The sequence below is a fragment of the Ilumatobacter sp. genome (assembly GCF_965215205.1).
Lineage (GTDB): Bacteria > Actinomycetota > Acidimicrobiia > Acidimicrobiales > Ilumatobacteraceae > Ilumatobacter_A.
Genome location: NZ_OZ244049.1, coordinates 310,122 through 335,669, shown reverse-complemented (window position 1 = coordinate 335,669; position 25,548 = coordinate 310,122). Strand labels below are relative to the sequence as shown.

Sequence of the window (25,548 nt, the reverse complement as noted above, 5' to 3'; positions counted from 1 at the left end):
CCGGTGCCCGCGGCGGACTCGGGGCCGGCGTCGACGCGACCCTACGTTGGGCCGATAACCGATCGGTTGCTCTCGCTCGCCGCCGGCGTCTGCCCCGAGACCGGGCCCGCCGACTTCGTCGCCGCGTGCGCCGAGGCGGGCTGGCCGGGGTGCGGCATCTGGTTCGACGCCGACACCTGGGACGACGGGGTCGCCCGTGAGGTGCGTCGCCGACTCGACGACACGGGGACGGTCGCGCTCGATGTCGAACCCGTCTTCGTCACCCCCGACGGAGACCACGGCGAGCGCGTCGTCGAGGCGGCCGCCGCCGTCGGCGCGAGCGACGTGCTGGTGGTCTCGCGCGGCGTCGACGACGACCGCTTCGCCGAGCGCTTCGGCGAGCTGTGCGACCTGGCCGCCTCCCACGGGGTGGGCTGCAGCCTCGAGTTCATGGCGTTCATGTCGGTGCGCGACCTCCCCCAGGCGCTGGCGATCCTCGATCGCGTCGATCGACCCAACGCCGGTGTGCTCGTCGATGCGCTGCACCTCGACCGCACCGGCGGCGGCCCCGCGGATGTCGCCGCGATCGATCCGGCGCGGCTGCCCTACGCCCAGCTCTGCGACGCGCCGGCCTCGGCGTCGGGCGACCTCGTCGCCGAGGCGCTCGACGGCCGGGGCGTCCTCGGCTCCGGCGGGCTCGACGTCGCCGGGCTGGTCGAGGCGCTGCCCGGGCGCACCGCGCTGTCGCTCGAGGTCCGCTCGGCCGACCTGCGCACCCGCTTCGCCGATCCGACCGACCGGGCGCGCCACGTGCTCGAGACCACCCGGGCGGCGCTCAGCGACGGACGGTCCAGCGGATCGGGAGCGTGGTGAGACCGCGGAGGATGAACGGTTCGTTGACCACGACGTCACCGACGAGCTCGACGGTCTCGAAGCGGTCGATCATCCACCCCAGCGCCAGGTGACCCTCCCGACGGGCGAGCGGGGCCCCGATGCAGTGGTGGACACCCCACCCGAACGCGAGGTGCGAGCGCGTCCCCGGGCCGAAGCGGTCGAGCACGATCTCGTCGGGGTCGTCGAAGACCGCCGGGTCGCGGTTGGCGGAGGCGAACAGCGCCTGCACCCGTGAGCCGGCCGGCAGCACGGAGCCGGCCACCTCGCTCGGCTCCGGGTTGGTCCGGAACAGACCCTGCACCGGGGAGTCGAAGCGGAGGAACTCCTCGACGGCCGGTGCGATCAGCGATCGGTCCCGCCGGAGTCTCTCGACCAGCTCGGGCCGCTCGATCAACCGGTGGAGCATCAGCGAGATCAGGCTCGCGGTGGTCTCGTGACCGGCGACGAGGAGCTGCTGGCTCAGCCGGCGCACCTCCTGGCGCGCCAGGGTGCCGTCGATCTCGGCGAGGGTGAGCACGGTGAGGACGTCGTCGGGGAGCGCGTCGCCGCGATCGTGGAGGGCGCGACGCTCGTCGACGAGGGCGTCGACGAGGGCGAAGATCTGCCGGTTCGCCGACTCGGCGCGCTCCTCGTCCGCACCCGCGAGGGTGGCCACGATGTCGTCGGACCAGCGACCGAAGTCGTCGCGCCGCTCGGGTGGCACGCCGAGCAGGATCGCGATCGCCACGGCCGGGAACGGGAAGGCGAACGACCGGACGAAGTCCCCTTCGCCGTCCTCGCCGAACGCCGTCGTCCACAGGCGCTCGCCGACGGCGACGACCTCGTCGTCGAGCGCGGCGATCGCGGCCGGCCGGAACGAGTCCTGCAGGACGCGCCGCTGACGCCGGTGGTCGGGGTCGTCGGCGGTTCCGAGGACGCCGCCGCGCTGCTCGTGGACGCCGACCCCGCCGCCGTTGCGCCACTCGTCGGGACGCATCACCACCTCGAGCACGTCCGCGTGGCGAGCGACGACGTGGAACGGGGGCTCGTGGGACTCCTCCACGTGGAGCGGCGACGCGTCGCGCAGCCGTGCGTGGCCGACCGAGGGCTCGAGGTCGTTCGCGTGGTCGAGGTGGGAGTGGGTCATCGTCGGTCGAGCGGTGGGTCGAGCGGTCGGTCGAGCGGTCGGTCAGTAGGGCATGGTGCCGCCGTCGACCGGGAACATGCACCCGGTCAGGTTGCGCGCGGCGTCGGAGGCCAGCAGCACGGCGACGGCGGCCACCTCCGCGACGGTGTTGGGGCGCTTGATCGCCGCTTCGGCGGTGAAGGCGTCGATCAGGTTGTCGTAGGTCCCGAGCCCCATCGCCTTGGCCGACTCCGGGCCGGTCGCGCGCACGATGTCGGTCTCGATCAGCCCGGGCAGCACCGCGTTGACGGTGATCCCGAGCGTGCCGACCTCGTGCGCGGCCGCCTTGACCAGGCCGTTGACGGCGTGCTTCGTCGCGGCGTAGCCGGGGATGCCGGGCTTGCCCATCTTGCCCTCGACGGAGGAGGTGACGATGACCCGGCCCGACTCGCGCGGCACCATGTGCTGGAGGGCGCGGCGCATCCCCCAGAACACGTGGTTCAGGTTCCAGTCGACCTCGAGCTCCCACTCCTCGTCGCTCATCTGGAACACGGGGGCGGTGTTGAGCACCCCGCCGGAGTTGAGGCAGCAGATGTCGAGCTGGCCGTACCGCTCGATCGTGAAGTCGACGAGGCCCTCGACCGCCTCCTGCTTCGACGCGTCGCCGCCGAAGAACGCAGCGTCGTCGCCGGCACCCATCTCGTCGAGGCACTCCTGCCCCTTCGCCTCGTCGCGCCCGTTGACCACGACCTTCGCGCCCTCGGCGAGGAACGCGTCGGCCATCCCCCGTCCGATGCTGCGCGTCCCGCCCGTGATGCAGGCCACCTTGCCGTCGAGCTTGCCCATCGATCTCGTCTCCTTCGTCGTTCGGTCTTCGTCGTCGTCGCGCGTGCGTTCTCTCCGTCGCGGTCCGCGCGCCACGGACCGGCGTTCGGCTCAGTAGGGGGCGGTCCCGCCGTCGATCGAGATCAGCGAGCCGGTGATCCCCGCTCCGGCGTCGGACGCGAGCAGGGTCGCCACGACGGCGACGTCCTCGACCTCGTTGAGCCGCTTGATCGCGGACTCGGAGGCGAACATCGCGAGCAGCCCCTCGTAGTCGGTGCCCATCGACTCGGCGGCGGCGGGGCCCTCGGCCCGCATGATGTCGGTCTCGATCGCGCCGGGGCACAGCGCGTTGACGGTGATCCCGAGGGTCCCGACCTCGTGGGCGGCGGACTTCACCAACCCGTTGATCGCGTGCTTCGCCGCGACGTAGATCGAGATGCCGGGCTTGCCGACCTTGCCCTCCACCGAGCTGACCGCCATCACCCGACCCGACTGCTGCGGGATCATGTGCTGGAAGGCCCGGCGCATCGTCCAGAAGGTGTGCCAGAAGTTCCACACCAGGGCGTCCTGCATCGCCTCGTCGGTCAGCTCGGCGATCGGGGCGTGGCCCGACCCCCCGCCCGCGTTGGCGACGAGGATGTCGATCCGTCCGAAGCGGTCGACGGTCTCGTCGACGAGGTCCTCGCAGACCTGGCGCTGCTTGACGTCGCCGGCGACGAAGTGCGCCCGGTCGCCGGCGTCGAGCTCGTCGAGGGTCCGGCTCGCCTTGGCCTCGTCACGGCCGTTGACGACGACCTGCGCGCCCTCGTCGAGGAACCCGCGCGCGATCCCGAGCCCGATGCCGCGCGTCCCGCCCGTGATGCACGCGACGCGCCCGTCCAGTACCCCCATGAGAACCCCTCCGCTCGATGTCCGTCGTCGACGCCCCTCGTCGATGCGACCGACGCGGACGGTACCGCTCGCTGCGCCCGGGCCCCGAGTCGGAGCCGGCGCGCGACGGGCGACCGGCTCGTCACGACCCGGGCGGCACGAGCCGCCCGTCGCCGCGGCCCGGCGGGATGGTCGTCAGCCTGCCGGACCGGTGAGGAAGTCGCCGCGCACGAGGAGCTTGACCGCCTGGATGGCCGACCGGTGCTGATCGGAGTCGTCGGACACCGCGTCGACGAGACCCGTGAGGATCGTGTTCAGCAGGTGCAGCGTCATCTCACGGCGGTCGGAGGCGATCTCGCCGGTCGCGACCCCGACGTCGACGAGGTGGTCGAAGAACTGGTCGCGGCGCACCGACTGCGAGTCGACCGCCGCCGCGATCTCGGGGTGCCGGCGGACGTCGACGCGCTTCGACGAGATGAACGCCGCGATCGTCGGGTCCTCCTGATTGAGGTCGTGGGCGGCGTCGAGGACCGCCTCGAGCTTGCCGACGAACCCGTCGGCCTCGGCGACCGCGTCGTCGAAGCGGCGGTACACGTCGTCGCGCGACTCGTCGTCGACCGCGAGGTACAGGTCGAGCTTGGAGCCGAAGTAGTGGTAGAGCGCTCCGGCGGTGATCCCCGCGTCCGCGGCGAGCTGGCGGTTGGTGGTCGCGCCGTAGCCGACGCTCGCGAACGAGGCCCGGGCGATGTCGAGGATCCGCCGGCGCGTCGCACCCGAGTCGCTCGACGGGGGCCGACCGAGGCGGCGCGACGTCGCGCCCGGGCGTCCCTCGGAGGTCGAGGGGATCCCGGGCCCACCGCCCGGCCGGGCCTTCAGCGCCCCCGTCACGCCGCGCTCACCGGGGGTGAACTGGCCGGTGCTCGCGGTGACACCGCCGTCGACGGGCACGATCGCGCCGTTGACGAAGGACGCCGCGGGCGAGGCGAGGAACGCGATCACCGCGGCGACCTCCTCGGGGCGTGCCCAGCGCTGGAGCGGGATCGCCCGGCGCAGCGACTCGTGCACCTCGGGCAGCTCGCCGAGCCGTGCGGTCATCGCGGTCTCGGTGGGGCCGGGGCACACGGCGTTGACCGTCACGCCCGACGGCCCGAGGTCGACCGCGGCGGCGCGCACCAGGTTGATCACCGCCCCCTTGGAGGCGTTGTACGCCCACATCGACGGGTCGCCGCCGATCCCCGAGGTCGACGCGGTGACGACGATGCGTCCCCCGCCGTCGACGCGATCGGCCGAGGTGCGCAGCTCGGGCACGCAGGCTCGGATCCCGAGCGCGACGGCGCGCACGTTGACCTCCATGGCGCGGTCGAAGTCCTCCATCGCCAGCCCGAGCAGGTCGCCGCCCATCGACACCCCGGCGTTGAGCACGAGCGCGTCGAGGCGACCGAAGCGCTCGACGGCGACGGTGGCGGCCTCGTGGTTGGTGGACTCCGCGGTCACGTCGCCGACGACCGCCGCCGCACGTCCCGAGCCCGGCCCGGCGCCGTCGAGCCACCCCTCGAGCCAGGTCACGTCGCCGAGGTCGACCGCGACGACGTCGGTCCCCGCGGCGAGGAGGGTCTCGACCGTGGCCCTCCCGATCCCCGACGCGGCCCCGGTGACGATCGCAGCGCGGCTCACCGGTCGATGTGATCCCGGTAGTAGGTGATGCGCCCGTCGCGGGCGCGGTAGAGCCCGGCTCCGGTCAGGTCGCCGCGGTCGGTGGTGGCCTCCCACTCGGCCCACGCGACCTCGCCGTCCGCGGCGAGGTCGACCAGGCGGAACGTCGCCCCGATCTCGGCCATCTCGGCGGAGACCCTGGAGAAGAACCCGTCGATCGCGTCGCGCCCCTCGAAGGTGCCGTACAACGGATCGACGACCACGGCGTCGTCCGCGAAGAGCGCCGCCACCGCGTCCCAGTCACCCCGGTCCTGCGTCTCCCAGAACGTCGTCATCGTCTCCAGCGCGTCTGCGGCCATGCCGCACCGTAGGGAACGGCGATGCCGCGGTGCGATGCGAGCGCGCCGAACGCGGCCCACCGTGCGCCGCGTCGTCGGCGCGGTGGGGTCGAGCGCTCCGCTGTCGATCGTCGAGCCGCTGCCGGGTAGGTTCGGCGCCGTCCAACCGCACCACGGTCGTCCACGACGATCGGCCCGATCGACAGGAGACAACATGGATCTCGGACTCACCGGCAAGAAGGCCATCGTCACCGGAGCCACGAAGGGCATCGGACGAGCCGTCGCCGAGACCCTGCTCGCCGAGGGCGCGTCGGTCGCGATCTGCGCGCGCACCCAGGACGACGTCGACGCCGCGGTCGAGGAGATGTCGTCGGCCGGCACCGTGACCGGTGCGGTGGTCGATGCGGCCGACGGGGACGCGCTCACGGCGTGGGTCGGTTCGGTCGCGGACGAGCTCGGCGGGCTCGACGTCTACGTGCACAACACCTCGGGCAAGCCGGCCAAGTCGATCGAGGGGTGGAAGGACAACTTCGACATCGACCTGATGGCGATGGTGCTCGGCGTCCAGGCGGCGACCGACGCCCTCGCCGACGGCGGCGGGTCGGTCATCAGCATCGGGACCACGGCGACGATGGAGCACTTCGCATCCGGCGCGAACAGCTACTCGGCGTTCAAGTCGGCGGTCACCAACTGGACGCTCGGCCAGGCCCAGACGCTCGGCGCGAAGGGCATCCGCTGCAACGTCGTGTCGCCCGGGCCGATCTTCATCGAGGGCGGCGACTGGAACAAGATCAAGGACAACATGGGCGACTTCTACGCGGCGACGCAGAAGAACCACCCCCAGGGCGAGCTCGGCTCCGCCCAGGACGTCGCGAACGTCGTCGCCTTCCTCGTGAGCGACGCCGCCGGCCACGTCAACGGCGTCAACGTGACGGTCGACGGCGGCTTCCTCAAGCGCGTCGACTTCTGAGCGGCGTGGGCATCCCGGGACGACCGCACCATGACCACCGCACCGTGACGAGCGCACGATGAGCTCGCAGGACGCGACCGGTCGACGCATCGACGTGACGCTGGTGACGGGGGGGATGTACCACGACATCGACTTCGCGCGACGCCAGCTGCTCGACCTGCTCGCCGAGCACGAGGAGTTCCGGGTCCGGGTCCAGCCCGACTACGAGGACGCCGAGGCGATCGCGGCGGGTTCGATCCTGGTCAGCTACACCTGCAACGTCCGCCCCTCCCCCGAGGCGCAGGAGTCCGTGCGTGCGTGGGTCGAGGGCGGGGGGCGCTGGGTGGCGCTGCACGGGACCAACGCCGCGCTCGACGTCGGGACCCCCGACGGGGTCGACTCGCCGCGGGTGTTCCCCCTGTGGGCCGACACGCTCGGGTCGCAGTTCGTCGCCCACCCGCCGATCGAGCCGTACGCGGTCGAGGTGAGCGACCCCGACCACTGGCTGGTGGCGGGGATCGACGGGTTCGAGACCGACGACGAGCTCTACCTCAGCGAGCACGCCGATCGCGACGCTCTCGTCCCGCTCCTGCACACGACGTGGACCGGGGACGCACGCGGGTTCGTGGAGCACGACTGGACGCAGGGTCCCGACCGGCACCTCGTGATGTACGTTCGTCCGCTCGGGGAGGGTGCGGTGCTCTACAACACCCTCGGCCACTGCCGCGGCCACTACGACATGGTCCCGGTGGTGGACTGGTACCCCACCGTCGAGCGGGGATCGTGGGAGCAGCCCGCCTACCACGAGCTGCTGCGCCGCTCGTTGCGCTGGGCGCGCGGCGCGTCCGCGTGAGGGCGGGGCGACGAGGCGACGTGGTCGCCCGTCGTGGCTCCCCGCCCGACGCCCACGGCTAGCGTCGGGCGGGACATGGACGACCGCGACGTGCCTCGGGAGAACGACGCCCCCGCGTCGCGGATCGGACGACCCCCGAAGCTCGACGAGCACGGCACCCCCACCCGCGAGCGGCTGCTGAGCGCGGCGGTCGACGCGTGCGTGGAGTTCGGCTACGAGGGCGCCACGTTGTCGGACATCGCACGCCGCGCCGGGGTGTCGACCCCGGCGGTGTACAGCCACTTCGGAGGCAAGGCCGAGCTGCTCGTCGAGGCGAGCAAGCACGAGCTGCACAGCGTCGACGCGCGCGCCCGCGGCGGCGTCGGAGGCGTGCGCGCCGTCGTGCGGCACTGGATGCGCCCCGAGTTCGAGCGCACGCGCAACCTCATCGGGGAGATGAACCGCGCCGCGCTGCGCCAGCCGGAGGTGGCCGAGCTGCTCGGCACCCGGCAGAGCCGCAACGCACGGGTGCTGATGGACGACGTCGGGCTCACCGCGAGCCAGGTCCGCGTGTTCTACATCCTCCTGCTCGGTCTGTCGCACATGGACGAGCTGGTGTGGCCCGACGTCGGCGTCGACGAGATCGAGCGCGAGCTCGACGAGCTGGTCGTCGGGTGGTTCGCGGCCGACGCGGACTGACCCCCCGGGCGCGGGTCTCCGCTGGGGCCGGCGGAGCGGGTCGCTGCTAACGTTCGTTCCCGAACGTCCATTCAGTAAGTGCGTCGACCGGCGGCCCGCTGCCGGACAGGAGCACCCCCGCACCACCCACCTCTGCGCGACCGCTCCCGGCCGTGCACCCAAGGAGCCAGATGACCACCACCGTCGCCGTCGCGGACGGCATCTTCACGATCCACGACGATCGTCCCGTCCTGCTCGGGAGTCGGTGCGTCAACTGCGGGAACCACATGTTCCCCCGCCAGTCCGGGTGCCCGAAGTGCATGCACGACGACCAGGAGGACGTCGAGCTGGCGACGCGCGGGACGTTGTGGACGTGGACGGTGCAGGCCTTCCCGCCCAAGGCTCCCCCCTACCTCGGACCGGTCGGCGACGACTTCGAGCCCTACGGCGTGGGCTACGTCGAGCTCGACGGCCAGCTGCGCGTCGAGAGCCGCCTCACCGTGTCCGACCCCGACCGGCTCGACATCGGGATGGAGATGGAGCTGGTGCTGGTGCCGCTGACCACCGACGAGGACGGCAACCAGGTCGTCACCTACGGCTTCGCCCCGATCGGGGACGGCGCCTCCACCGGCGGGGACACCGCCACCACGAACGGAGCAGGATCATGAGCGACGTCGCGATCGTCGGCATCGGGATGCACGAGTTCGGCCGCAACGAGGGCGTGTCGGGCATGGATCAGGGGGTCGTGGCCGTGCGCCGGGCGCTCGCCGACTGCGGGACGGACTGGTCGAAGATGCAGTTCGCCGTCGGCGGATCGATGGACGGCGGGGCCGCCGACACGATGGTCAGCCGGATCGGGCTGACCGGGCTCCCGTTCACCAACGTCGTCAACGGCTGCGCCACCGGCGGGACCGCCCTCGCGCAGGCCGTCAACACGATCGACTCCGGCGCCGCCGACGTCGGCATGGCGCTCGGCTTCGACAAGCACGAGCGGGGCGCGTTCCGGATCAAGGGCCCGCGCGGCAAGGACTGGTACGGCGGGTCCGGCCTGGCGCTCACGACGCAGTTCTTCGGGATGAAGATCACCCGCTACATGCACGAGCACGGCATCACCCAGCGCAGCCTCGCGAAGGTGTCGGCCAAGGCGTTCCGCAACGGCTCCCTGAACCCGATGGCGTGGCGACGCAAGCCGCTGAGCGAGGACGAGGTGCTCGAGTCGCTGATGCTCTCGTACCCGCTCACCCAGTACATGTTCTGCTCGCCCGCCGAGGGCGGGGTCGCGATGGTGCTGTGCCGAGCCGACAAAGCCAAGGAGTACACCGACCGCCCGATCTACCTGAAGGCGGTCGCCACGCGCACCCGTCGGTTCGGATCGTTCGAGGTCCTCGCCCCGTCGATCTCGATCGAGAAGGACCCCGGCCCGACGTCGGCCGCCTCGAGGGCGGCGTTCGAGATGGCCGGGATCGGGCCCGACGAGGTCGACGTCGCCCAGCTGCAGGACACCGAAGCGGGCGCCGAGATCATGCACATGGCCGAGAACGGCTTCTGCGAGCACGGCGAGCAGGAGCAGATGCTCGCCGACGGCGAGACCGAGATCGGCGGCCGCCTCCCGGTGAACACCGACGGCGGCTGCCTGGCGAACGGAGAGCCGATCGGCGCCTCCGGTCTGCGCCAGGTCTACGAGAACGTGCTCCAGCTCCGAGGCGATGCCGGGGAGCGGCAGGTGCCGAACGATCCGAAGGTCGCCTACACCCACGTCTACGGTGCCCCCGGCATCAGCGGCGTGACCATCCTCAGCCGCTGACCACCCCGCCCGCCCGTGCACCGACCGGTGCGCCATCCGATGTCCGGCACCCGGCGGGTGCTGCGACGTCGGACGGGCCCCACACAGACAGGACGAACATGGAACTCTCCACCGACGTGCTGATGGACATGCATCGCCGCATGGTCCGGATCCGACTCTTCGAGGAGGCGGCGGGTCGACTCGCCGAGGGCTCGAAGCTGCCCGGCTTCCTCCACCTCTACGTCGGCCAGGAGGCCGTCGCCGCCGGGGTGTGCGCGACGCTCAGCGACGACGACCAGATCACCTCGACCCACCGCGGGCACGGCCACCTCGTCGCCAAGGGCGGCGAGTTCGACCCGATGATGGCCGAGCTGATGGGCAAGTCGACCGGCTACTGCAAGGGCAAGGGCGGCTCGATGCACATCTCGAACCTCGACGTCGGGATGCTCGGCGCGAACGGGATCGTCGGCGCCGGCGCGCCGATCGCGGTCGGGGCCGGGTTCGCCAACCAGTACAAGGGGAACGGCAACGTGGCGGCCGCCTTCTTCGGTGACGGCTCGACGAACATCGGGGCGTTCCACGAGGCGGCGAACATGGCCGCGGCGCTGAAGCTGCCGGTGCTGTTCATCTGCGAGAACAACGAGTACGGGGAGTTCACCGCCCGTGACCAGACGATGGCGATCACCGACATCGTCGACCGTGCCGCCGGCTACGGGATGCCGGGGGTGATCGTCGACGGGATGGACGTCGTCGCCGTCCACGAGGCCGCCGTCGAGGCCGCCGACCGGGCACGGCGCGGCGACGGGCCGTCGCTGATCGAGGCGAAGACCTACCGCTTCTACAACCACCACGGGGTGCAGAACCTCGGGCTGAAGTACCGCACCGACGACGAGGTCGCCGTGTGGAAGGAGCGCGATCCGATCTTCACCTTCGAGGACCGCCTCGTCGAGGCGGACACCGCGACGCGCGACGAGTTCGAGGCGGTGTGGGACGAGCTGCGCGCCGACATCGAGTCCGCGATCCAGTTCGCCGAGGACAGCCCGCTGCCCGATCCCGACCAGGTCCTGGTCGACGTGTACACCTCGATGCCCGAGCGCGAGACGGCGGGGGCGTCGTCGTGACCCGCAAGCTCGGCTACGTCCAGGCGTTCAACGAGGCCGTGCGCCAGGAGATGGAGGCGAACGACGACGTCTTCTGCGCCGGCGAGGACATCGGCGGCTTCGGCGGCGTGTTCCAGACCTACGCCGGCCTGCAGAAGGAGTTCGGCGACCGTCGGGTGGTCGACACCCCGATCAGCGAGCAGGCGATCATCGGCCTCGGGGTCGGTGCGGCGGTCACCGGGCTGCGCCCGATCGTCGACATCATGTTCATGGACTTCATCTGCGTGGCGTTCGACCAGATCGTGAACCAGGCGGCCAAGCTCAAGTACATGTTCGGCGGCGCCGCCACCATCCCGCTGACGATCACCACCGGCGGCGGCGGCGGGCTGTCCGCCGCGGCGCAGCACAGCCAGTCGCTCGAGGCGCTGATCTGCCACATCCCCGGCCTGAAGGTGGTGCACCCCTCGAACCCGTACGACATGAAGGGGTTGATGACGTCGTGCATCCGGGAGGACAACCCGACGATCATGATCAAGCACAAGCGCCTGCTCGGGATGCAGGGCGAGGTGCCCGAGGAGCCGTACGCGATCCCGCTCGGCGAGGCGAAGATCGCGCGCGAGGGGTCCGACGTGACGGTGGTCGCCTGGGGTCGGATGGTCAACGAAGCCCTCGACGTCGCCGAGCAGCTCGCCGGTGACGGCATCGACGTCGAGGTGATCGACCCGCGCACCCTGCAACCCCTCGACACCGCCACGATCATCGAGTCGGTGCGCAAGACGAACCGGGTGCTGGTCGTGCACGAAGCCGTCCGCTTCGGCGGCCTCGGCGCCGAGGTCGCGGCCCAGATCCAGGAGGAGGCGTTCGACCACCTCGACGCCCCGGTCGGGCGGCTGGCCGCCCCGTTCTCCCCGGTGCCGTTCAGCCCGGCTCTCGAGCAGCACTACCTGCCCTCGGCCGACCGCATCGCCGACGGCATCCGCGACGCCCTCGCCCGACCCGGCGCCTGACCCGGCCGTGGCGCAGCGACCGGACCCCGGCGACCGGGCGGACGCGGGCGGCGCGCCCGCGACCGCACCGGCGACGGTCGGGATCGTGGTCAACCCCCACGCCGGCAAGGACATCCGCCGCCTGGTCTCCGCAGCCGGCTCGACGTCGGACGCGGTGAAGATCGGGATCGTGCGCCGCGCGGCGATCGGGGCCCTCGAGCAGGGAGCGGAGCGGGTGCTGCTCAGCTCCGACACCCACCACCTCGCCGAGCGCGCCGTGGACGGGATCGACGGGCGGGTCGAGCTCCTCGACAGCCCGCTGTCGGGGTCGCACCACGACACGATCGCGGCGGCGCGCGAGCTGTTCAAGCGCGAGGCGGGCGCGGTCATCGTGCTCGGCGGCGACGGGACCTGCCGCGACATGGCCACCGGTTGGCCCGACGTCCCGTTGATCCCGATCTCCACGGGGACGAACAACGTCTTCCCCACCGACGTCGACGGCACGTCGGCCGGGGTCGCCGCCGCCCTGGTCGCCACCGGGGCCGTCCCGTTGGCCGACGTCGGCGCCCCGGCGAACCGGATCACGATCGACATCGACGACCCACGGCGCGACCGCGCCGTGAGCGAGATCGCGCTCGTCGAGGCGGCGTTGATCGACGCCGCCTTCGTGGGCGCCCGGGCGGTCTCGGATCCGTCCAGCGTCCGGTGGGTGGTGGCGTGCATCGCCGATCCCTCCGCCACCGGGCTGTCGAGCATCGCCGGGCGGGTGCACCCGGTCGCGCGCGACCGCCCGGGCGCGGTGCTGATCCACCTCGGGCCGGGCGGGCGCTCCGTGCGGGTGCCGTTGGCCCCCGGATCGTTCTCCACCCTCGACGTCGCCTCGGTCGAGGCGCTCGAGCCGGCCCGCTCCGTCGAGCTCCCCGGAGGCGGGGTGCTCGCGTACGACGGCGAGCGCACCACCCCCGTCTCCGCCGAGGCGACGGTGACGGTGCGCGTCGAGCCCGGCGGGCCCCGCGTCATCGACGTTGCGGCGGCCCTCGAGCGCGCCGCCGGCGAGCGCCGCTTCGACCTCCGAAGCAGCGACACGGCGTCGCACGGCAGCACCGACACCACCACCGACCGCACGACCGATGCGGCGAACCGCACCACGACGCACAGCGCGGCGAGCCGCGACGAACGAGAGGACCCCGATGGCCACTGAGTTCATCATGCCCAAGCTCGGACTCACGATGGAGCAGGGCACCATCGCCGAGTGGCTCGTCGAGGACGGCGCCGAGGTCTCCCAGGGAGCGCCGGTCCTGCGGATCGAGACGGACAAGACCGAGACCGACGTCGAGGCGGCGGCCAGCGGCCGGCTGCGCGTCGACGCCCAGGTCGGTGAGACGTACGCGTGCGGCGAGCGGATCGGCTGGTTCCTCAGCGGTGACGAGACCGGACCCGGTGCCGCCGACCCGGGCGCCGCCGACGAGGGCGACGGCAGCGCGTCGGCGTCGGCGTCCGGCGAGCCGGTCGGCGGGGAGGCCGAGCCGGAGATGCGGCCGGGTGCCGCATCGGTCGACGCCCCGGGAGCGGGGACCGGCGCCGCACCCGCCGGCGCATCCCCTGGCTCGAGCGCGACCGGCGAGGGATCGAGCGGTGCGGCCACGGGCGGAGCCGAGCACGTCGCGACGACGGACGACTCGGGACGGGTGATCGCGTCGCCGATGGCCCGCCGGCTCGCCCGCGAGCGCGACGTCGACCTGCGCACCGTCAGCGGCACCGGGCCCGGTGGGAGGATCGTCTCCGAGGACCTCGAGGGAGCGGCGGCGAGGACGCCGACGGGTCCCGCTCCGTCGGGTTCGCCCGACGCGCCCGCCGCATCCGCCGCGCGCACCCCCGCCGCCCGGGCCGACGGGGAGGCGGCCTCGATCGACCGCAGCGGTCTCACCCCCCCGACCACGATCGCCGCTCGCAACCTCGCCGACCTGCTCGGCGTCGACCTGCGTCGGATCGAGGTCGACCCCGTCGACGGGCGCATCACCCGCGACCTCGTGGCGCGCCACGTGCGCGAGCTCATCTCCGAGGTCGTGCACCGGCACGCGGACGACGACGGCCCGGCCGGCGACGCCACGTCGAGCGGATCGGCGTCCGACGGATCGACCTCGGACGCGTCGGCGTCGCGAGCTCCGGCCCCGGCCACGTCGACGGGGGACGCGGCGACGTCGCTGCCACCGGCCACCCAGGAACCGACGTCGACCATCCCGCTGACCGCGATGCGTGGCACGATCGCCCGCCGGATGCACCAGTCGCTGTCCGAGATGGCCCAGCTCAGCCTGTTCATGGACGCCGACGTCGACGCCGTGGTCGAGGACCGCTCCAAGCGGATCGCCCACGGGCGCGCCCCGAGCTACACCGACTACGTGATCGCCGCGGTCGCCCGCGCTCTGCGACGACACCCGCTGGTCAACTCCCAGATCACCGACGACGGCGTGGCGCTGCTCCCCGACGTCCACGTGGGGATGGCGGTGGCGCTCGACGGCGGTCTCGTCGTCCCGGTCGTGACCGACACCGCCGACCGCGACCTCGAAACTCTCGGAGCCGAGACGTCGCGCCTGGCGGCGGCGGCGCGCGACGGGGCGCTGAAGCTGCCCGAGCTCGAGGGCGGCACCTTCTCGGTGAGCACCCTGGGCATGCACGGCGTCGACGGGTTCACCCCGGTGATCAACCCGCCGAACACCGCGATCCTGGGGGTGGGTCGACTGCGCGACGACGTCGTGCTCGCCGACGACGGCACCGTCGGCACGGTGACCCGCCTCACCCTCAGCCTGACCTGGGACCACCGAGCGTTCGACGGCGTCCCCGCCGCGGCGTTCTGCCGCACGATCGTCGAGCTGCTCGCCGACCCCGACGCGCTCGACGCGACCGGTGACGACGTGAGGGGGGTCGGGTGATCGACGACCAGGCGATGTTCCACGTCGGGGTGCGGGTCCCCGACCTGGCGGCCGCGATGGACGAGCTCGGCGCCACCCTCGGGTTGATCTGGGCCGAACCCCGGGAGAACCCTGCCCAGACGCTGTGGACACCCGACGGGGGCACCGCGGATATCCACCTGCGCTACACCTACTCGGCGCGCGGCCCCCAGCACGTCGAGCTGCTCGAGGGTCCGCCGGGGACGTTCTGGGACGGTCGTGACGTCCCGGGCGCCCACCACGTCGGGATGTGGGTGGACGACGTCGACGGCGAGACGGCGCGCCTGGTCGCCGACGGGTGGGCGCTCGTCGGCGCTCAGCAGGACCCCGACGCAGAGGGCGGCCACGGGGTGTTCACCTACCTGCGACCGCCGAGCGGGCTGATCGTGGAGCTCGTCGATCGGGCCGTCGAGCCGCACTTCGAGACGTGGTGGTCGGCGGCGCTCGCCGACTGAGGAGGCGCCGCACGCTCCGTCGACGTCGCCGACCGGCCCTCAAGGCTCGGCGACGACGCGCCGATGGACACGGGTGACGAACCTCCGGCGACGCAGCGCTCGATGGGCGCTCGTCGCTCTGTCGGCGGCGGCGCTCGTCCTGTACTTCGTGCTCGACGGGATGGCCGCCGAGGTGGTGTGGAACGCCGCCGTGCTCGCTCAGTTGGGGGTGGCGGGCGCGTGCGTCGCGACGTTCGACCGTCATCGGCTGGCGTGGACGTCGATCATCGCCGGTCAGGTGTGCTTCCTGGCCGGCGACATCGGGTTCACCGTGCTCGAGTTCGGTCTGGAGCGGGAGCTGTTCCCGAGCTTCGCCGACTTCTTCTACCTCGCCGGCTACCCGCTGGTGGTCTTCGGTCTGCTCCCCATCGCACGGACGCACCGCACCCGGCGCGACGTCGGCGCCGTGATCGACGCCGGGATCGTCACCCTCGCGTCGACGGCGCTGCTGTGGGTCTTCGTGATGGACCCCACCGTGAGCGACTCGGAGACCAGCTCGCTCGCCCGCGGCGTCGCGGTCGCCTACACCGGCGGTGACGTCGCGGCGCTGGCCGTGCTCGCCCTGCTGCTCACCCGCCGCCGGGGCGATCGGGGGCCGCTCGTGCTCACCGCGGCGTCGGTCGGCTCGCTGCTCGTCGCCGACACGGTGTTCGCGCTGCTGGAGCTGCGAGCGGACGGCTACTCGCTCGGAGCACCCGTCGACGCGCTCTGGTGGGCCAGCTACACCCTCGTCGCGCTCGCCGCGATGCACCCGGGGTGCGAGCACCTCGGCGACTCGGTCACGGACGGACCGCCGCGCCTGACGCGCCGACGACTCGGCGCGCTCGCCGTCGCCGCGTCCGCGGCACCGGTGGTCGTGGTCCTCGGCATCGGTCGACTCGCGCCCTCCCAGGTGGTCGTCCTGCTGACGGGGACCGTGGTCCTGTTCGTCCTCGTCATCGTCCGCCTGCAGCTGATCGCGGGCGACCTCGAGGACAGTCGCTCCCAGCTCTCGCACGAGGCGACCCACGACTCGCTGACCGGCCTCGCGAACCGGGCGCTGTTCGGCCGCGAGCTGGCCGACGCGATCGGGGCCGCCGGCGGTCGGGTGGCCGTGCTGTGCCTGGACCTCGACGACTTCAAGCCGGTGAACGACCAGCTCGGCCACCCGAGCGGTGATCGCCTGCTCCAGGTCGTCGCACGACGACTCGCCGCGACCGTGCGCGGCGACGACCTCGTCGCACGCCTCGGAGGCGACGAGTTCGCGATCCTGCTCCGCACGGCCGATGCGATGGGTGCGGCCTCGACGGCCGAGCGCCTGATCGAGGCGGTGCGCCAGCCGGCCGACGTCGGGGCCGCGAAGCAGGTGTTCCCCAGCGTGTCGGTCGGCGTCGCGCTCGGTGGCGAGGGGGCGACCGCCGACGACCTGCTCCGCCACGCCGACAACGCCCTGTACCGGTCGAAGCGGTCCGGCAAGGGCCGGTGGTCGCTCCACGACGGCGAGATCGGCGAGCAGCTCGGGGACTGGCTCGGACTCCACTCCGACCTCCACGGCGCGCTCGACGCCGACCAGCTCGTCATCGAGTACCAGCCCGTGGTCCGGTTGCCCGACCGCGCGGTCGTGGGCGCCGAGGCGCTCGTGCGCTGGCGGCACCCCGAGCGGGGACTGATCGGACCCGACGAGTTCATCCCCGTCGCCGAGGACAGCGGGTTGATCGTCCCGATCGGCGCCTGGGTCCTCGAGCACGCTTGCCGAGCGGCGCAGCGCTGGGATCCGCGCCCCGACGGGGTCCACGTGTCGGTGAACGTCAGCCCCGTGCAGGTCACCGATCCGGGCCTGGTCGGCCACGTCCGCCGAGCGCTCGAAGCCAGCGGCCTGGAGGGCTCGCGCCTCGTGCTGGAGATCACCGAGACATCGGATCTCTCCGACGAGCGGCTCGCCTGCGAGGTGCTCGCGGCGGTGCGTGACCTCGGCGCCCGCATCGCGATCGACGACCTCGGGGCGGGCTACGCGTCGCTGCGCTACCTGCGGGCGCTGTCGATCGACGTGGTCAAGCTCGACCGCTCGTTCCTGGGGCGGGTCCGGAACGACCGGGGGCTGCTGCGCGGGCTGATCGGCCTCGCGACGTCGATGGACCTGACGACGGTCGTCGAGGGAGTCGAGACCGACGAGCACGAGCGGATCGCGATCGACTGCGGCGCCACGTGCGCGCAGGGGTTCTTGTACGCACGACCGATGTCGGCACGGAGCCTCGCCGCCGTGGTCGCCCGACCCGCGCTGCAGGACCGCTAGCTCGAGCGGAACGGGCGAGCCCGGTCCGGGGGAGCGCTCGGATCCACGGGCGTCGTGCCTCGGCGCTGCGACCCGCCGGAGCGCACGTGGGTCTCCACTCGCTCGAGCACCGCGACGACCTCGCCCTCCGCGCTGCGCACGACCACGTCGCACACCGCGCGATGCGTCGACTCCTCGACACCGGTCACCGCCACGGTGTGCCGTCCCCGCCGCGGCGGCGAGGAGAGGCGGGCCACGCCGATCGAGGTGGGCAGGGCCGCGGCGCCGAGGCGTCGTCGCGCCCACAGCACCGCGAGCTGGAGCGCCCCGTCGACCAGCGCGGGGTCCGTGAGGCGGTCGCGGTCGGGCCAGGCGACCGACGTCACCCCCCAGCAGGTCGCCTCGAGCCCGTCGGCGCGGACCGCGGTGATCTCCTCGATCACCCGGAACGCCGGGCCGTGGAACAGGACGTCGCCGTCGTAGATCACGCCGACCCGCTCCTGCGTCGGACCCGTCGGTCCGACGACCCCGGCGGTGCGATCGAGGAGTGGTGCGGGATCGGGGGTCATCCGAGCACGGCACCGGTAGTGGGCGCGACCGCTGCTCGGGTCGACGAGCACGAGCTCGAGCTCGCACCCCCCGGCCCCACCGTCGGACACGTCGTCTCGGGCATCGGGGCTCCGCTCGCCGACCACCCGCGCCACGAGCTCACGCCGGCGTCCGGAGGAGAACCCGTCGAGCACCACACCGGCGAGCACGCGCAACTCGACGAGCGCGTCGAGGTGCAGGTCGCGCCGCCGCCGCGTCGCGAGGCTCGTGAACCACTCGAGCACGAGGGCCACGGGCACGACCGGCACCCCGTCGACGGCGTGGTCGATCAGCTCCGGGTGGAGATCGAGGTCGACCGCGATCGGGAGCTCGGCGAGGCCGGCGGGCGTGTCCGCCTCGGTGGGCGCGACCAGACGTGATCCGAGATCGGACACCTCGTAGATCCGCACGTCGTCGCACCACAGCGACCCCGTGCCGACGGCCCACGGGCCGCGCTCGTCGACGCCGGAGGCCGTGATCTCGATCGTGGTGGTGATCACCCCGGCCATCGGTGTGACCTGACCGCGGTACGTCCACGTCGTCGGCGTCGCCGGCAGGATCGGCTCGAAGACGGCACCGGCGAGGTCGTCGGCCGCGACGGAGTCGAGCTGGTGGCACCGCAGGAGCTGGAGCAGGGCCTCCATGCCGAGCGAGCCGGGCTGCACCGGGTCCTGGAAGAAGTGGGCCGCGAAGGACCAGTCGGACCCATCGACGTCGCGCTCGCCGACGACGACGCCCAGCCCGGCCTCGCCGGCGCCGCGGCGGTGCCCGATCCGATCGAGCATCAGCAGCGGACCCGACGTGAGCCGAGCGGACCCGGCGAAGTAGCGCGCGGGGCGATCGGCGAGGTCGATCACCTCGTCGCAGGCGTCCAGACGGCGCGCCGCCCGGTCGGCGTCGCCGACCGCGAGCCCGGCCTGGTCCACGAACGCGGACGTCGGGAAGAACCCGAACACGGTTCCGGTCGTGAAGACGACACGATCGCCGACCGAGCACTCGACGTCGAAGCCCTCCACGATCATCCCGCCGGCGCGCGAGGAACGGGTCAGGGTGACCGTCGTGGCGATCCGCCCGGCGGTCGGGGTCACGGTGCCGTGCACGGTGGCCGTCCCGTCGAGGTTGCGGAACAGCAGATCACCCTCGACGCCGACGATCGAACCGACGAGGGAGGCGAGCCATCCGCACGGTTGCAGCGCGACCTCGAGCAGGACCGCGAACGGCATCGTCGCCTCGCCGCCGTCCGAGGGGTCGTCGAAGTACCACGCGTCCGTGGGCACGTCGTACTCGCACACCGCCCGGGTCCCGATCCGAGGCTCCCCGGTCTCGCCGTCGAGCTCCACCGCGCGGCTGACGAAGTGGTACGGCGGACCCGGCAACCGCGGGATCCGCCGGGCCTCGTCGACGTCGGCGTAGAGACCCCCGAACGCATCCGTCGGACGACCCCACGCGCACGCGAGCATCGCCCGCTCGTCGAACGCGAACCCGTCCGCGTCGCGCAGCGACGGCCGGGCGGTCACGGGCGCGCTCGCCGAGGCGACGGGCACGGTCTCGAGCGGCCACCCGGGGACGAGCTCGATGCCGAGTCGGTGCGCGTGGAACGACGGCGATCCGTCGACGAAGCCGAGCACGTCGCAGACCACCCGCGGGTGCGGGCCGTCGTGCACCTCCTCCACGTGCAGCTCGTACGCGACGCGCTCGGTGCGCGGGTTGATCTCGCCACGGCACTTCAGCTCGAACGGCTGCTCGGGCAGGGGTCGGAACCGCCACCCGTCGCGCCCGAGGGTGTGGCCGAGCGCGGCGAGGTAGAACGACATCGCCTGGACGCAGGACTCGACCATGAAGTTGCCGGGCATGCACGGGTCGTCCTTGAAGTGGCCCTCGAAGTACCAGGCGTCCGCGGCGATCGCGGACTCGCAGCGCATGAACCCGCGTCCCCACGGCCCGCCCGTCGGGTCGAGGTCGGTGACCTCGTCGACGAAGAGGAGCGCACCGGACTGGATGCCGGGGGTGCGGGTGTGGGTGGCGGCGGCCTCGAAACCGGGCCCGAAGCAGTCGACGACGCGACCCTCGCTGAACGCACGCACCTCGCGGGCGTCGAAGCGGGTCTTCGCGCACCGCACCGCCGGCGGATCGACCCGAGCGTCGTCACGCAGCGCGGCACGACCGGCCTCGGGGGTCCACACCGTCCCGAGGGCGTCCTCGAGCTCGGCACGGGTGAAGAACCCTGCCTGCCCGTCGCGCACGGTCAGGCGACGCACACCCGCGACGGTGCAGTCGTACTCGAAGAAGAACAGCCGGACCTCCCCGTGGCGAGCGTGGCCGGTGATGCGGATCTCGTACTCCAGGGTCTCGCCCGGCCGGGGGAGGTCGCCGTGGTACGTGAGGGTGCACCCCAGCAGGCGGTACGCGCGACGGCCACGGTTCAGCAGGTCGATCCCCATCCAGCTGATCAGCATCAGGTCGGCCTGGCCGGCCTCGATCGTGAACCCGGTCGGCATCCGCCCGGCGTGGAGGTACCACGCGTCCGCCGGCACGTCGGTCTCGGTCCAGATGGTGCCGGTGCCGAGCACCCCCGGCTCGGCGTCGATCCCGGTCACCCGGTCGGCCAGCAGCAGCGGCGGTCGGGGCATGCGGCACTGCACGACGTGCTCGTCCTGGGGCTCGAACATCGGTCCGAACAGCTCCGAGATGCGCCCGGACGAGTGGATCTCGAGCTGCGCGTGGTCCCACGGCGGTCGGAACGGGCGTTGCCCGGCGGCGCTCGCGCCCCCCGTCGGGGGACCCGGGTCGGGCGTCCCCGCCGCGGCGGCCGTCGTCGGGGTCCGTCCGGGGAGCGGTCCCGGCGGGACCCCGGTCGAGGTCACGGCCGGCGCCTGCACGGCGCCCGGCGTCGCCGTCGCGACCGCCGGATCCGCGGCCGGTGCGACGGTCGCGCGAGCGGGGGCGGTGGTGGCGGTGGTGGTGGGAGCGGCGGCGGGAAGGTGCGTCGGAGCGCTCGACCCCTCGATCGTGGCGAGGGAGGCGGCTCTGGTCGCGAGGAAGCGCTCGTGCAGCTCGCTCTGCTGGGCGAGGTACCCCCGGTGCAGGCGGTCGAGCGCGTCCAGCTGAGCGCCGACGAGGTCCGCGACCGTCCGGCCGGTCGGGGGTCCGTCCGTCGGCCCCGCGACCGCCGCGGCGCTCCCACCCGCGTTCGCCCCCACGTCGGGCCGCTCGCCGTGGACCGACGGCGTGGCGAGCGGCGTCGCCACCCTCGGCGGGGCGGGCGATGCCGCCGGCGGCGCGGTCGCCTCGAGGGTGGCGTCGACCAGGTGATCCTCCAGCGGAGCGAGGACCGACGGCAACCTCGGCGCGGGAGGCATCGTGGGGCCGGGCGCACGGGAGCCGACGTCGACCGTCGCGGGACCGGGTGCGGCGGGGACCACCACCGGGCGCGGGTGCGCCGGGATGCGCAGCACCGGACCGTCGGGATCGACCGAGCTCGGCTCGCGGCGCCCGATCCGATCGACCAGCGCCCTGTGGTCGACCTCGACGCCGGCGGCGGCGAGGGCGGCGCAGGTGTCGAGGAGGTGCTCGAGCCCGGCGCCGCGCCGGTCGAGCGAGACGGCGAGCACCTCTCCGGCGGCGACCTCGTCGGCGAGGACCTCACGCACGTGGTGGGTGCACGCCCCGCCGGGACCGTGCTCGACGAACACCCGCACCCCGTCGTCGTACGCCGCCCGGATCGTGGCCGGGAGGTCGACGGTCGTCTCGGCCTGACGGGTGATCGCGTCGGCGCACGCCTCGCTCGACACGTCGTACGCCCCGCCGACGCCGTTCGAGTAGAACCGGACGCCGTCGACCGGGGTCACGGGTCGATCGTGCACCCGGCGCCACTCGTCGTGGAAGGCAGCGGCGACCTCGGGGACGTGGCAGGCGAGCTCGTAGCCGACGCGGCGGCAGCGGTGACGACCGACGTCGTCGACGACGTGCGCGCACCCCGCGGCGTCGCCACCGATCACCACCTCGCGCTCGGTGTCGATGATCATCAGGTGGACGCGCTCGTGCCCGTCGACCAGGGCGCGCACCTCGTCGACGGGCGCGGCGACGCTCCAGACCTGCCAATCGACGTCCTCCACTCCCCACGCTCGCGCCACGGCACGGAAGTCGCCGGCGATCTCGTGGGTCAGCATCCCTCCGCGCTCGATCTCGTCGATCATCGCGTCGAGGTCGCTCCACACCCCCATCGCGTAGAGCGAGTTGCTCTCCCCCGACGACGAGCCGAGCACCGCGTCGGGTCGCAGGCCGAGCAGGTCGATGCTGAGCCGGGCGTGGGCCTGGCTGAGCAGCGCCGTCCCCCACAGGTACTCCGAGGCGGTCGGCTGGTGGTCCGCGCCGGCTCCGACGAACCAGCCGCCGTGGGCTCCGATCGTGGACTCCGCCGTGATCGGGGTGACGAGCTCGGGGATCGCGCGCAGCAGGTCGACGCCCATCGATCCGACGGCCGCCCCCGCCGCCGTGAACACGAACCCCAGCTCGCCCTCGATCGGGGTGCGCGCCCAGTGCACCCCGATCCCCGCGGGCGCGCCGTCTCGCACGTGCGACTCGGCGCGCCGGGCGCGCTCGGCGAGCTCGTCCGAGTCCGACGCGACGATCACCAGGCGGGCGGGGCCGCCGTCGGACTCGCGCCCGTCGGCGAGCGCCCCGAGGACCTCGTCGACGTCGCTGCCGGAGAACACGTGCAGCCCCGCCGTCGGCGCCCGGCCCGGCGCCGGGTGCCGCGCCGCCTCGGCCAGCACCACCGTGCGGGCGACGCCGCCCTCCATCGCGGTCGTGGTGATCGACGCGGTGCGCGGACCGGCCTCGTCGTCGAGGCCCCGCGCGGCGCGAGGGCGCCGCGCGATCAGCGCGACGTCGCCCCGCCCGACGCGGTGGCGCAGCATGGTGGCCGCCGCGGCGACGTGGAGCAGGCCCGCCGCGGCGTGGGCGTGCCCGAACAGGTGGCCGAGGGAGGAGTCGGGGTCGCAGGGGTCGAGGTGGACGTCCTCGCCCGGTTCGCGCCCGGTGCCGTCCGGGGTCCCGCACGTCGCGGAGGTCACGACCGCGTGGACGACGTCGCCGTCGCGCTCGGCATCCGCCAGCCGCTTGAGGACGACCACGACCGCCGCGTCCCCCGGCGGGGAGGCGGAGCCCCGATCGCCGAGCACGTCGCGCGCCGCGTCGAGGTGGACCTCGTCGCACGAGAGGTCGACCGCGCCCACGAGGGCGGCATCGAGGTCGCCGCGCCGCAGCGCGGACACGGCGATCCGCAGCGCGTCGAGGCCGCTGTGCTCCTCCGAGCTGACGGTGAAGCTGCGGCCACCGAGGTCGTACTGGCTGTCGAGGCGGTTGGCGACGAGGTTCGGCATCGCTCCGAGCACCCCGGGCGCCGTCAGCGCCGGAGCCACCGCGTCGCGCTCCTCGGCGGTCGGCGACCGGCCGTCGACCTCGGTCGGGAGCCGCCAGCGGGTGCCGAAGCGGGTGGCGACCGGATCGGTGCCGATGCCGACGACCACGCCGGTCGTCGCGGCGGGCAGCTCGACGCCCTCGACGGCCTCGTCGGCCGCCTGGAGCACGGCGAGGTGCTGGCCGAGCGCGGCCCGCAGGTCGTTCGGCGGCGACCTCTGCGCCGCGAGCCGCAGCTCGAGCTCGGCGATCCGCCCGGTGCCGTCCGCGTCGAGCCGAGGTGCGTCGGCGAGCAGGGCGTCGCGGAGCGCGTCGAGGCCGACCGCGCCGGCGGCGACCACGCCGATGCCGACGATCGCGATCGGTCCGGCTCCACGCCCCGCCCCCGCCTCGACCTCGTGGCCGTCGTCGTCGGGAGACCCCACGACGCCCGGTGACGCGGCCGCGACGTCGGTCGGGTCGGGCGACGGGGCGCCTCGACCCTGCCGCCGCGGGCGACGAGCCGGCGTCGGCGGCTCCTCGAGCAGGAGGTGGGCGTTGTTGCCGCCGAAGCCGAACGCGGAGATCCCGGCGCGCAGCACCCCGTCGGGCGACTCGGTCCGGGGCCAGGCCTCGGCGGCCGCGAGCACCCGGAACGGCGAGCCGTCGAGCGTCGACGGGCGGGCCCCCACGTGCAGGCTCGGCGGCCGGACCTCGTGGCGCATCGCTTCGATCACCTTGATCACCGCGGCGACCCCGGCGACGGTGATCAGGTGCCCGGTGTTCGACTTGAGCGATCCGATCGGGAGATCGGCGACGTCGCCGTAGGCGCGGGCGCTCGAGGCGACCTCGGTGGCATCGCCGACCGTGGTCCCCGTCGCGTGGCACTCGAGCAGGGAGACGTCGTGCGGGTCGAGGCCGGACACCTCGAGGGCGGAGCGGATCGCGCGGACCTGGCCGTCGCTCGACGGGGCGAGCATCCCCCGCCCGCGACCGTCGTTCGACAACCCGACGCCGCGCACGACCCCGTGGATCTCGTCGCCGTCGCGCACGGCGTCGTCGAGTCGGCGCAGCGCGACGAACCCGCACCCCTCGGCGGGGACGAGACCGTCGGCGTCGGGGTGGAACGGCCGGGAGCGCCCGGTGGGGCTGAGCGCCCGCAGCGCCGTGAAGCCGACGTGGAGGAAGAGGTCGTCGGCGGCGTTGACGGCCCCGGCGAGCATCAGGTCGGCCTCGCCGGAGCGCAACCGCTCGCACGCCGCCTCGATCGCGTACAGGCTGCTGGCGCAGGCGGCGTCGAGTGCGGTGGCCCCGACCCCGAGCCCGAGCGCCCGCTCGAGCAGCAGCGCCGGGAGCCCCGACATGAACCGGTTGCGCGGGTCGACGCGGACCCCGGTCGCGCCGTCGACGTCCGGCGGCGTGGCGCCCGATCTCGCGAGGTGGACGGCGCTCGCGTGGGCGGCCATCCCGAGGGTCGGGTACGACAGGTTCCCGAAGACGGCTCCCGTGCGCCGCGCGTCCGCCTCGCCGTACCCGGCGTCGCGCAGCGCCGCGCGAGCGGTGTGCAGCGTCCAGCGGAACACGGGGTCGAGCCCGTCGATCTCCGCGGGGTCGAGCCCGAACCCGGTGGGGTCGAACACCTCGTCGAACCCGGTGACGTAGCCGCCGCGATCGGACCACGTTCCGTCGGTCGCGTCCTGCCCGGGCGACCGCAGCACGCTGTCCACGTCGACGCCCCAGCGCGCCTCGGGGACCCGGCTGGTCAGGTCGACGCCACCGACGACGCCCTCCCACAGCTCCTCCGGGCTCAGCGCCCCGGGCAGCACGCACCCACGGCCGACGATCGCGATCGGCGCGAGCGCGCTCACCGCACGG

At 73.4% G+C, this 25,548-nt stretch carries 18 protein-coding genes; 12 read left to right on the top strand and 6 right to left on the bottom strand.

All coding sequences use genetic code 11. The features are described from left to right. Positions 1 to 66: 66 nt before the first annotated feature. A complete protein-coding gene (locus ACOOHC_RS01700) occupies positions 67 to 852 on the top strand; it encodes a sugar phosphate isomerase/epimerase family protein (RefSeq protein ID WP_420452284.1) in 786 nt (261 codons plus the stop codon). Here ACOOHC_RS01700 and ACOOHC_RS01695 read toward each other — a convergent pair. The 5 genes from ACOOHC_RS01695 to ACOOHC_RS01675 all read right to left on the bottom strand — a co-directional run bounded on the left by ACOOHC_RS01695 (position 815) and on the right by ACOOHC_RS01675 (position 5,685). Beyond that, positions 815 to 1,999 (bottom strand): cytochrome P450, encoded by a 1,185-nt coding sequence (locus ACOOHC_RS01695; RefSeq protein WP_420452283.1) that lies wholly within the window; start codon positions 1,997 to 1,999, stop codon positions 815 to 817. The two genes, ACOOHC_RS01700 and ACOOHC_RS01695, sit on opposite strands and share 38 nt — an antisense overlap. Positions 2,000 to 2,041: 42 nt before the next feature. After that, the gene (locus ACOOHC_RS01690) at positions 2,042 to 2,824 is read right to left on the bottom strand and encodes an SDR family NAD(P)-dependent oxidoreductase (RefSeq protein ID WP_420452282.1); all 783 of its coding nucleotides are present in this window, start codon (positions 2,822 to 2,824) and stop codon (positions 2,042 to 2,044) included. Between the two features lie 90 nt (positions 2,825 to 2,914). Beyond that, positions 2,915 to 3,694: an SDR family NAD(P)-dependent oxidoreductase gene (locus tag ACOOHC_RS01685; protein WP_420452281.1), complete on the bottom strand. Its 780-nt coding sequence runs from the start codon at positions 3,692 to 3,694 to the stop codon at positions 2,915 to 2,917. 174 nt (positions 3,695 to 3,868) lie between these two features. Next, complete coding sequence (locus ACOOHC_RS01680) at positions 3,869 to 5,347, bottom strand: SDR family oxidoreductase (protein WP_420452280.1); 1,479 nt, start codon at positions 5,345 to 5,347, stop codon at positions 3,869 to 3,871. Further along, entirely contained in the window at positions 5,344 to 5,685 is a 342-nt protein-coding gene (locus ACOOHC_RS01675) for a nuclear transport factor 2 family protein (protein ID WP_420452279.1), read from the bottom strand. The genes ACOOHC_RS01680 and ACOOHC_RS01675 overlap by 4 nt, the downstream gene beginning before the upstream one ends. Positions 5,686 to 5,878: 193 nt before the next feature. Between ACOOHC_RS01675 and ACOOHC_RS01670 the strand changes: the two genes are divergently transcribed. The 11 genes from ACOOHC_RS01670 (at position 5,879) to ACOOHC_RS01620 (ending at position 17,706) form a co-directional block, all read left to right on the top strand. After that, positions 5,879 to 6,634 carry an SDR family NAD(P)-dependent oxidoreductase gene (locus ACOOHC_RS01670; RefSeq protein ID WP_420452278.1) on the top strand — a complete coding sequence of 252 codons (756 nt, stop codon included), beginning with the start codon at positions 5,879 to 5,881 and terminating at the stop codon, positions 6,632 to 6,634. Positions 6,635 to 6,692: 58 nt separating this feature from the next. After that, complete coding sequence (locus ACOOHC_RS01665; protein WP_420452277.1) at positions 6,693 to 7,466, top strand: ThuA domain-containing protein; 774 nt, start codon at positions 6,693 to 6,695, stop codon at positions 7,464 to 7,466. A 75-nt stretch (positions 7,467 to 7,541) separates the two neighbouring features. Then, complete coding sequence (locus ACOOHC_RS01660; RefSeq protein ID WP_420452276.1) at positions 7,542 to 8,144, top strand: TetR/AcrR family transcriptional regulator; 603 nt, start codon at positions 7,542 to 7,544, stop codon at positions 8,142 to 8,144. A gap of 170 nt (positions 8,145 to 8,314) precedes the next feature. Next, a complete protein-coding gene (locus ACOOHC_RS01655; RefSeq protein WP_420452275.1) occupies positions 8,315 to 8,791 on the top strand; it encodes a Zn-ribbon domain-containing OB-fold protein in 477 nt (158 codons plus the stop codon). Continuing rightward, complete coding sequence (locus tag ACOOHC_RS01650; RefSeq protein ID WP_420452274.1) at positions 8,788 to 9,927, top strand: thiolase family protein; 1,140 nt, start codon at positions 8,788 to 8,790, stop codon at positions 9,925 to 9,927. Before ACOOHC_RS01655 ends, ACOOHC_RS01650 begins: the two co-directional genes overlap by 4 nt. A gap of 98 nt (positions 9,928 to 10,025) precedes the next feature. Further along, positions 10,026 to 11,027, top strand: a complete 1,002-nt coding sequence (locus ACOOHC_RS01645) for a thiamine pyrophosphate-dependent dehydrogenase E1 component subunit alpha (RefSeq protein ID WP_420452273.1) — start codon at positions 10,026 to 10,028, stop codon at positions 11,025 to 11,027. After that, positions 11,024 to 12,013 carry an alpha-ketoacid dehydrogenase subunit beta gene (locus tag ACOOHC_RS01640; protein ID WP_420452272.1) on the top strand — a complete coding sequence of 330 codons (990 nt, stop codon included), beginning with the start codon at positions 11,024 to 11,026 and terminating at the stop codon, positions 12,011 to 12,013. Before ACOOHC_RS01645 ends, ACOOHC_RS01640 begins: the two co-directional genes overlap by 4 nt. Before the next feature lie 85 nt (positions 12,014 to 12,098). Beyond that, positions 12,099 to 13,193 carry an NAD(+)/NADH kinase gene (locus ACOOHC_RS01635; protein ID WP_420452271.1) on the top strand — a complete coding sequence of 365 codons (1,095 nt, stop codon included), beginning with the start codon at positions 12,099 to 12,101 and terminating at the stop codon, positions 13,191 to 13,193. Next, positions 13,183 to 14,922 (top strand): dihydrolipoamide acetyltransferase family protein, encoded by a 1,740-nt coding sequence (locus ACOOHC_RS01630; RefSeq protein WP_420452270.1) that lies wholly within the window; start codon positions 13,183 to 13,185, stop codon positions 14,920 to 14,922. The genes ACOOHC_RS01635 and ACOOHC_RS01630 overlap by 11 nt, the downstream gene beginning before the upstream one ends. Continuing rightward, on the top strand, positions 14,919 to 15,395 hold the full coding sequence (locus ACOOHC_RS01625) for a VOC family protein (protein WP_420452269.1): 477 nt from the start codon (positions 14,919 to 14,921) through the stop codon (positions 15,393 to 15,395). Before ACOOHC_RS01630 ends, ACOOHC_RS01625 begins: the two co-directional genes overlap by 4 nt. Positions 15,396 to 15,468: 73 nt before the next feature. Then, complete coding sequence (locus ACOOHC_RS01620; protein ID WP_420452268.1) at positions 15,469 to 17,706, top strand: putative bifunctional diguanylate cyclase/phosphodiesterase; 2,238 nt, start codon at positions 15,469 to 15,471, stop codon at positions 17,704 to 17,706. On the opposite strand, the gene ACOOHC_RS01615 is transcribed toward ACOOHC_RS01620, so the two are convergent. Beyond that, positions 17,703 to 25,541: a beta-ketoacyl synthase N-terminal-like domain-containing protein gene (locus ACOOHC_RS01615; protein WP_420452267.1), complete on the bottom strand. Its 7,839-nt coding sequence runs from the start codon at positions 25,539 to 25,541 to the stop codon at positions 17,703 to 17,705. The two genes, ACOOHC_RS01620 and ACOOHC_RS01615, sit on opposite strands and share 4 nt — an antisense overlap. Positions 25,542 to 25,548: the final 7 nt, after the last annotated feature.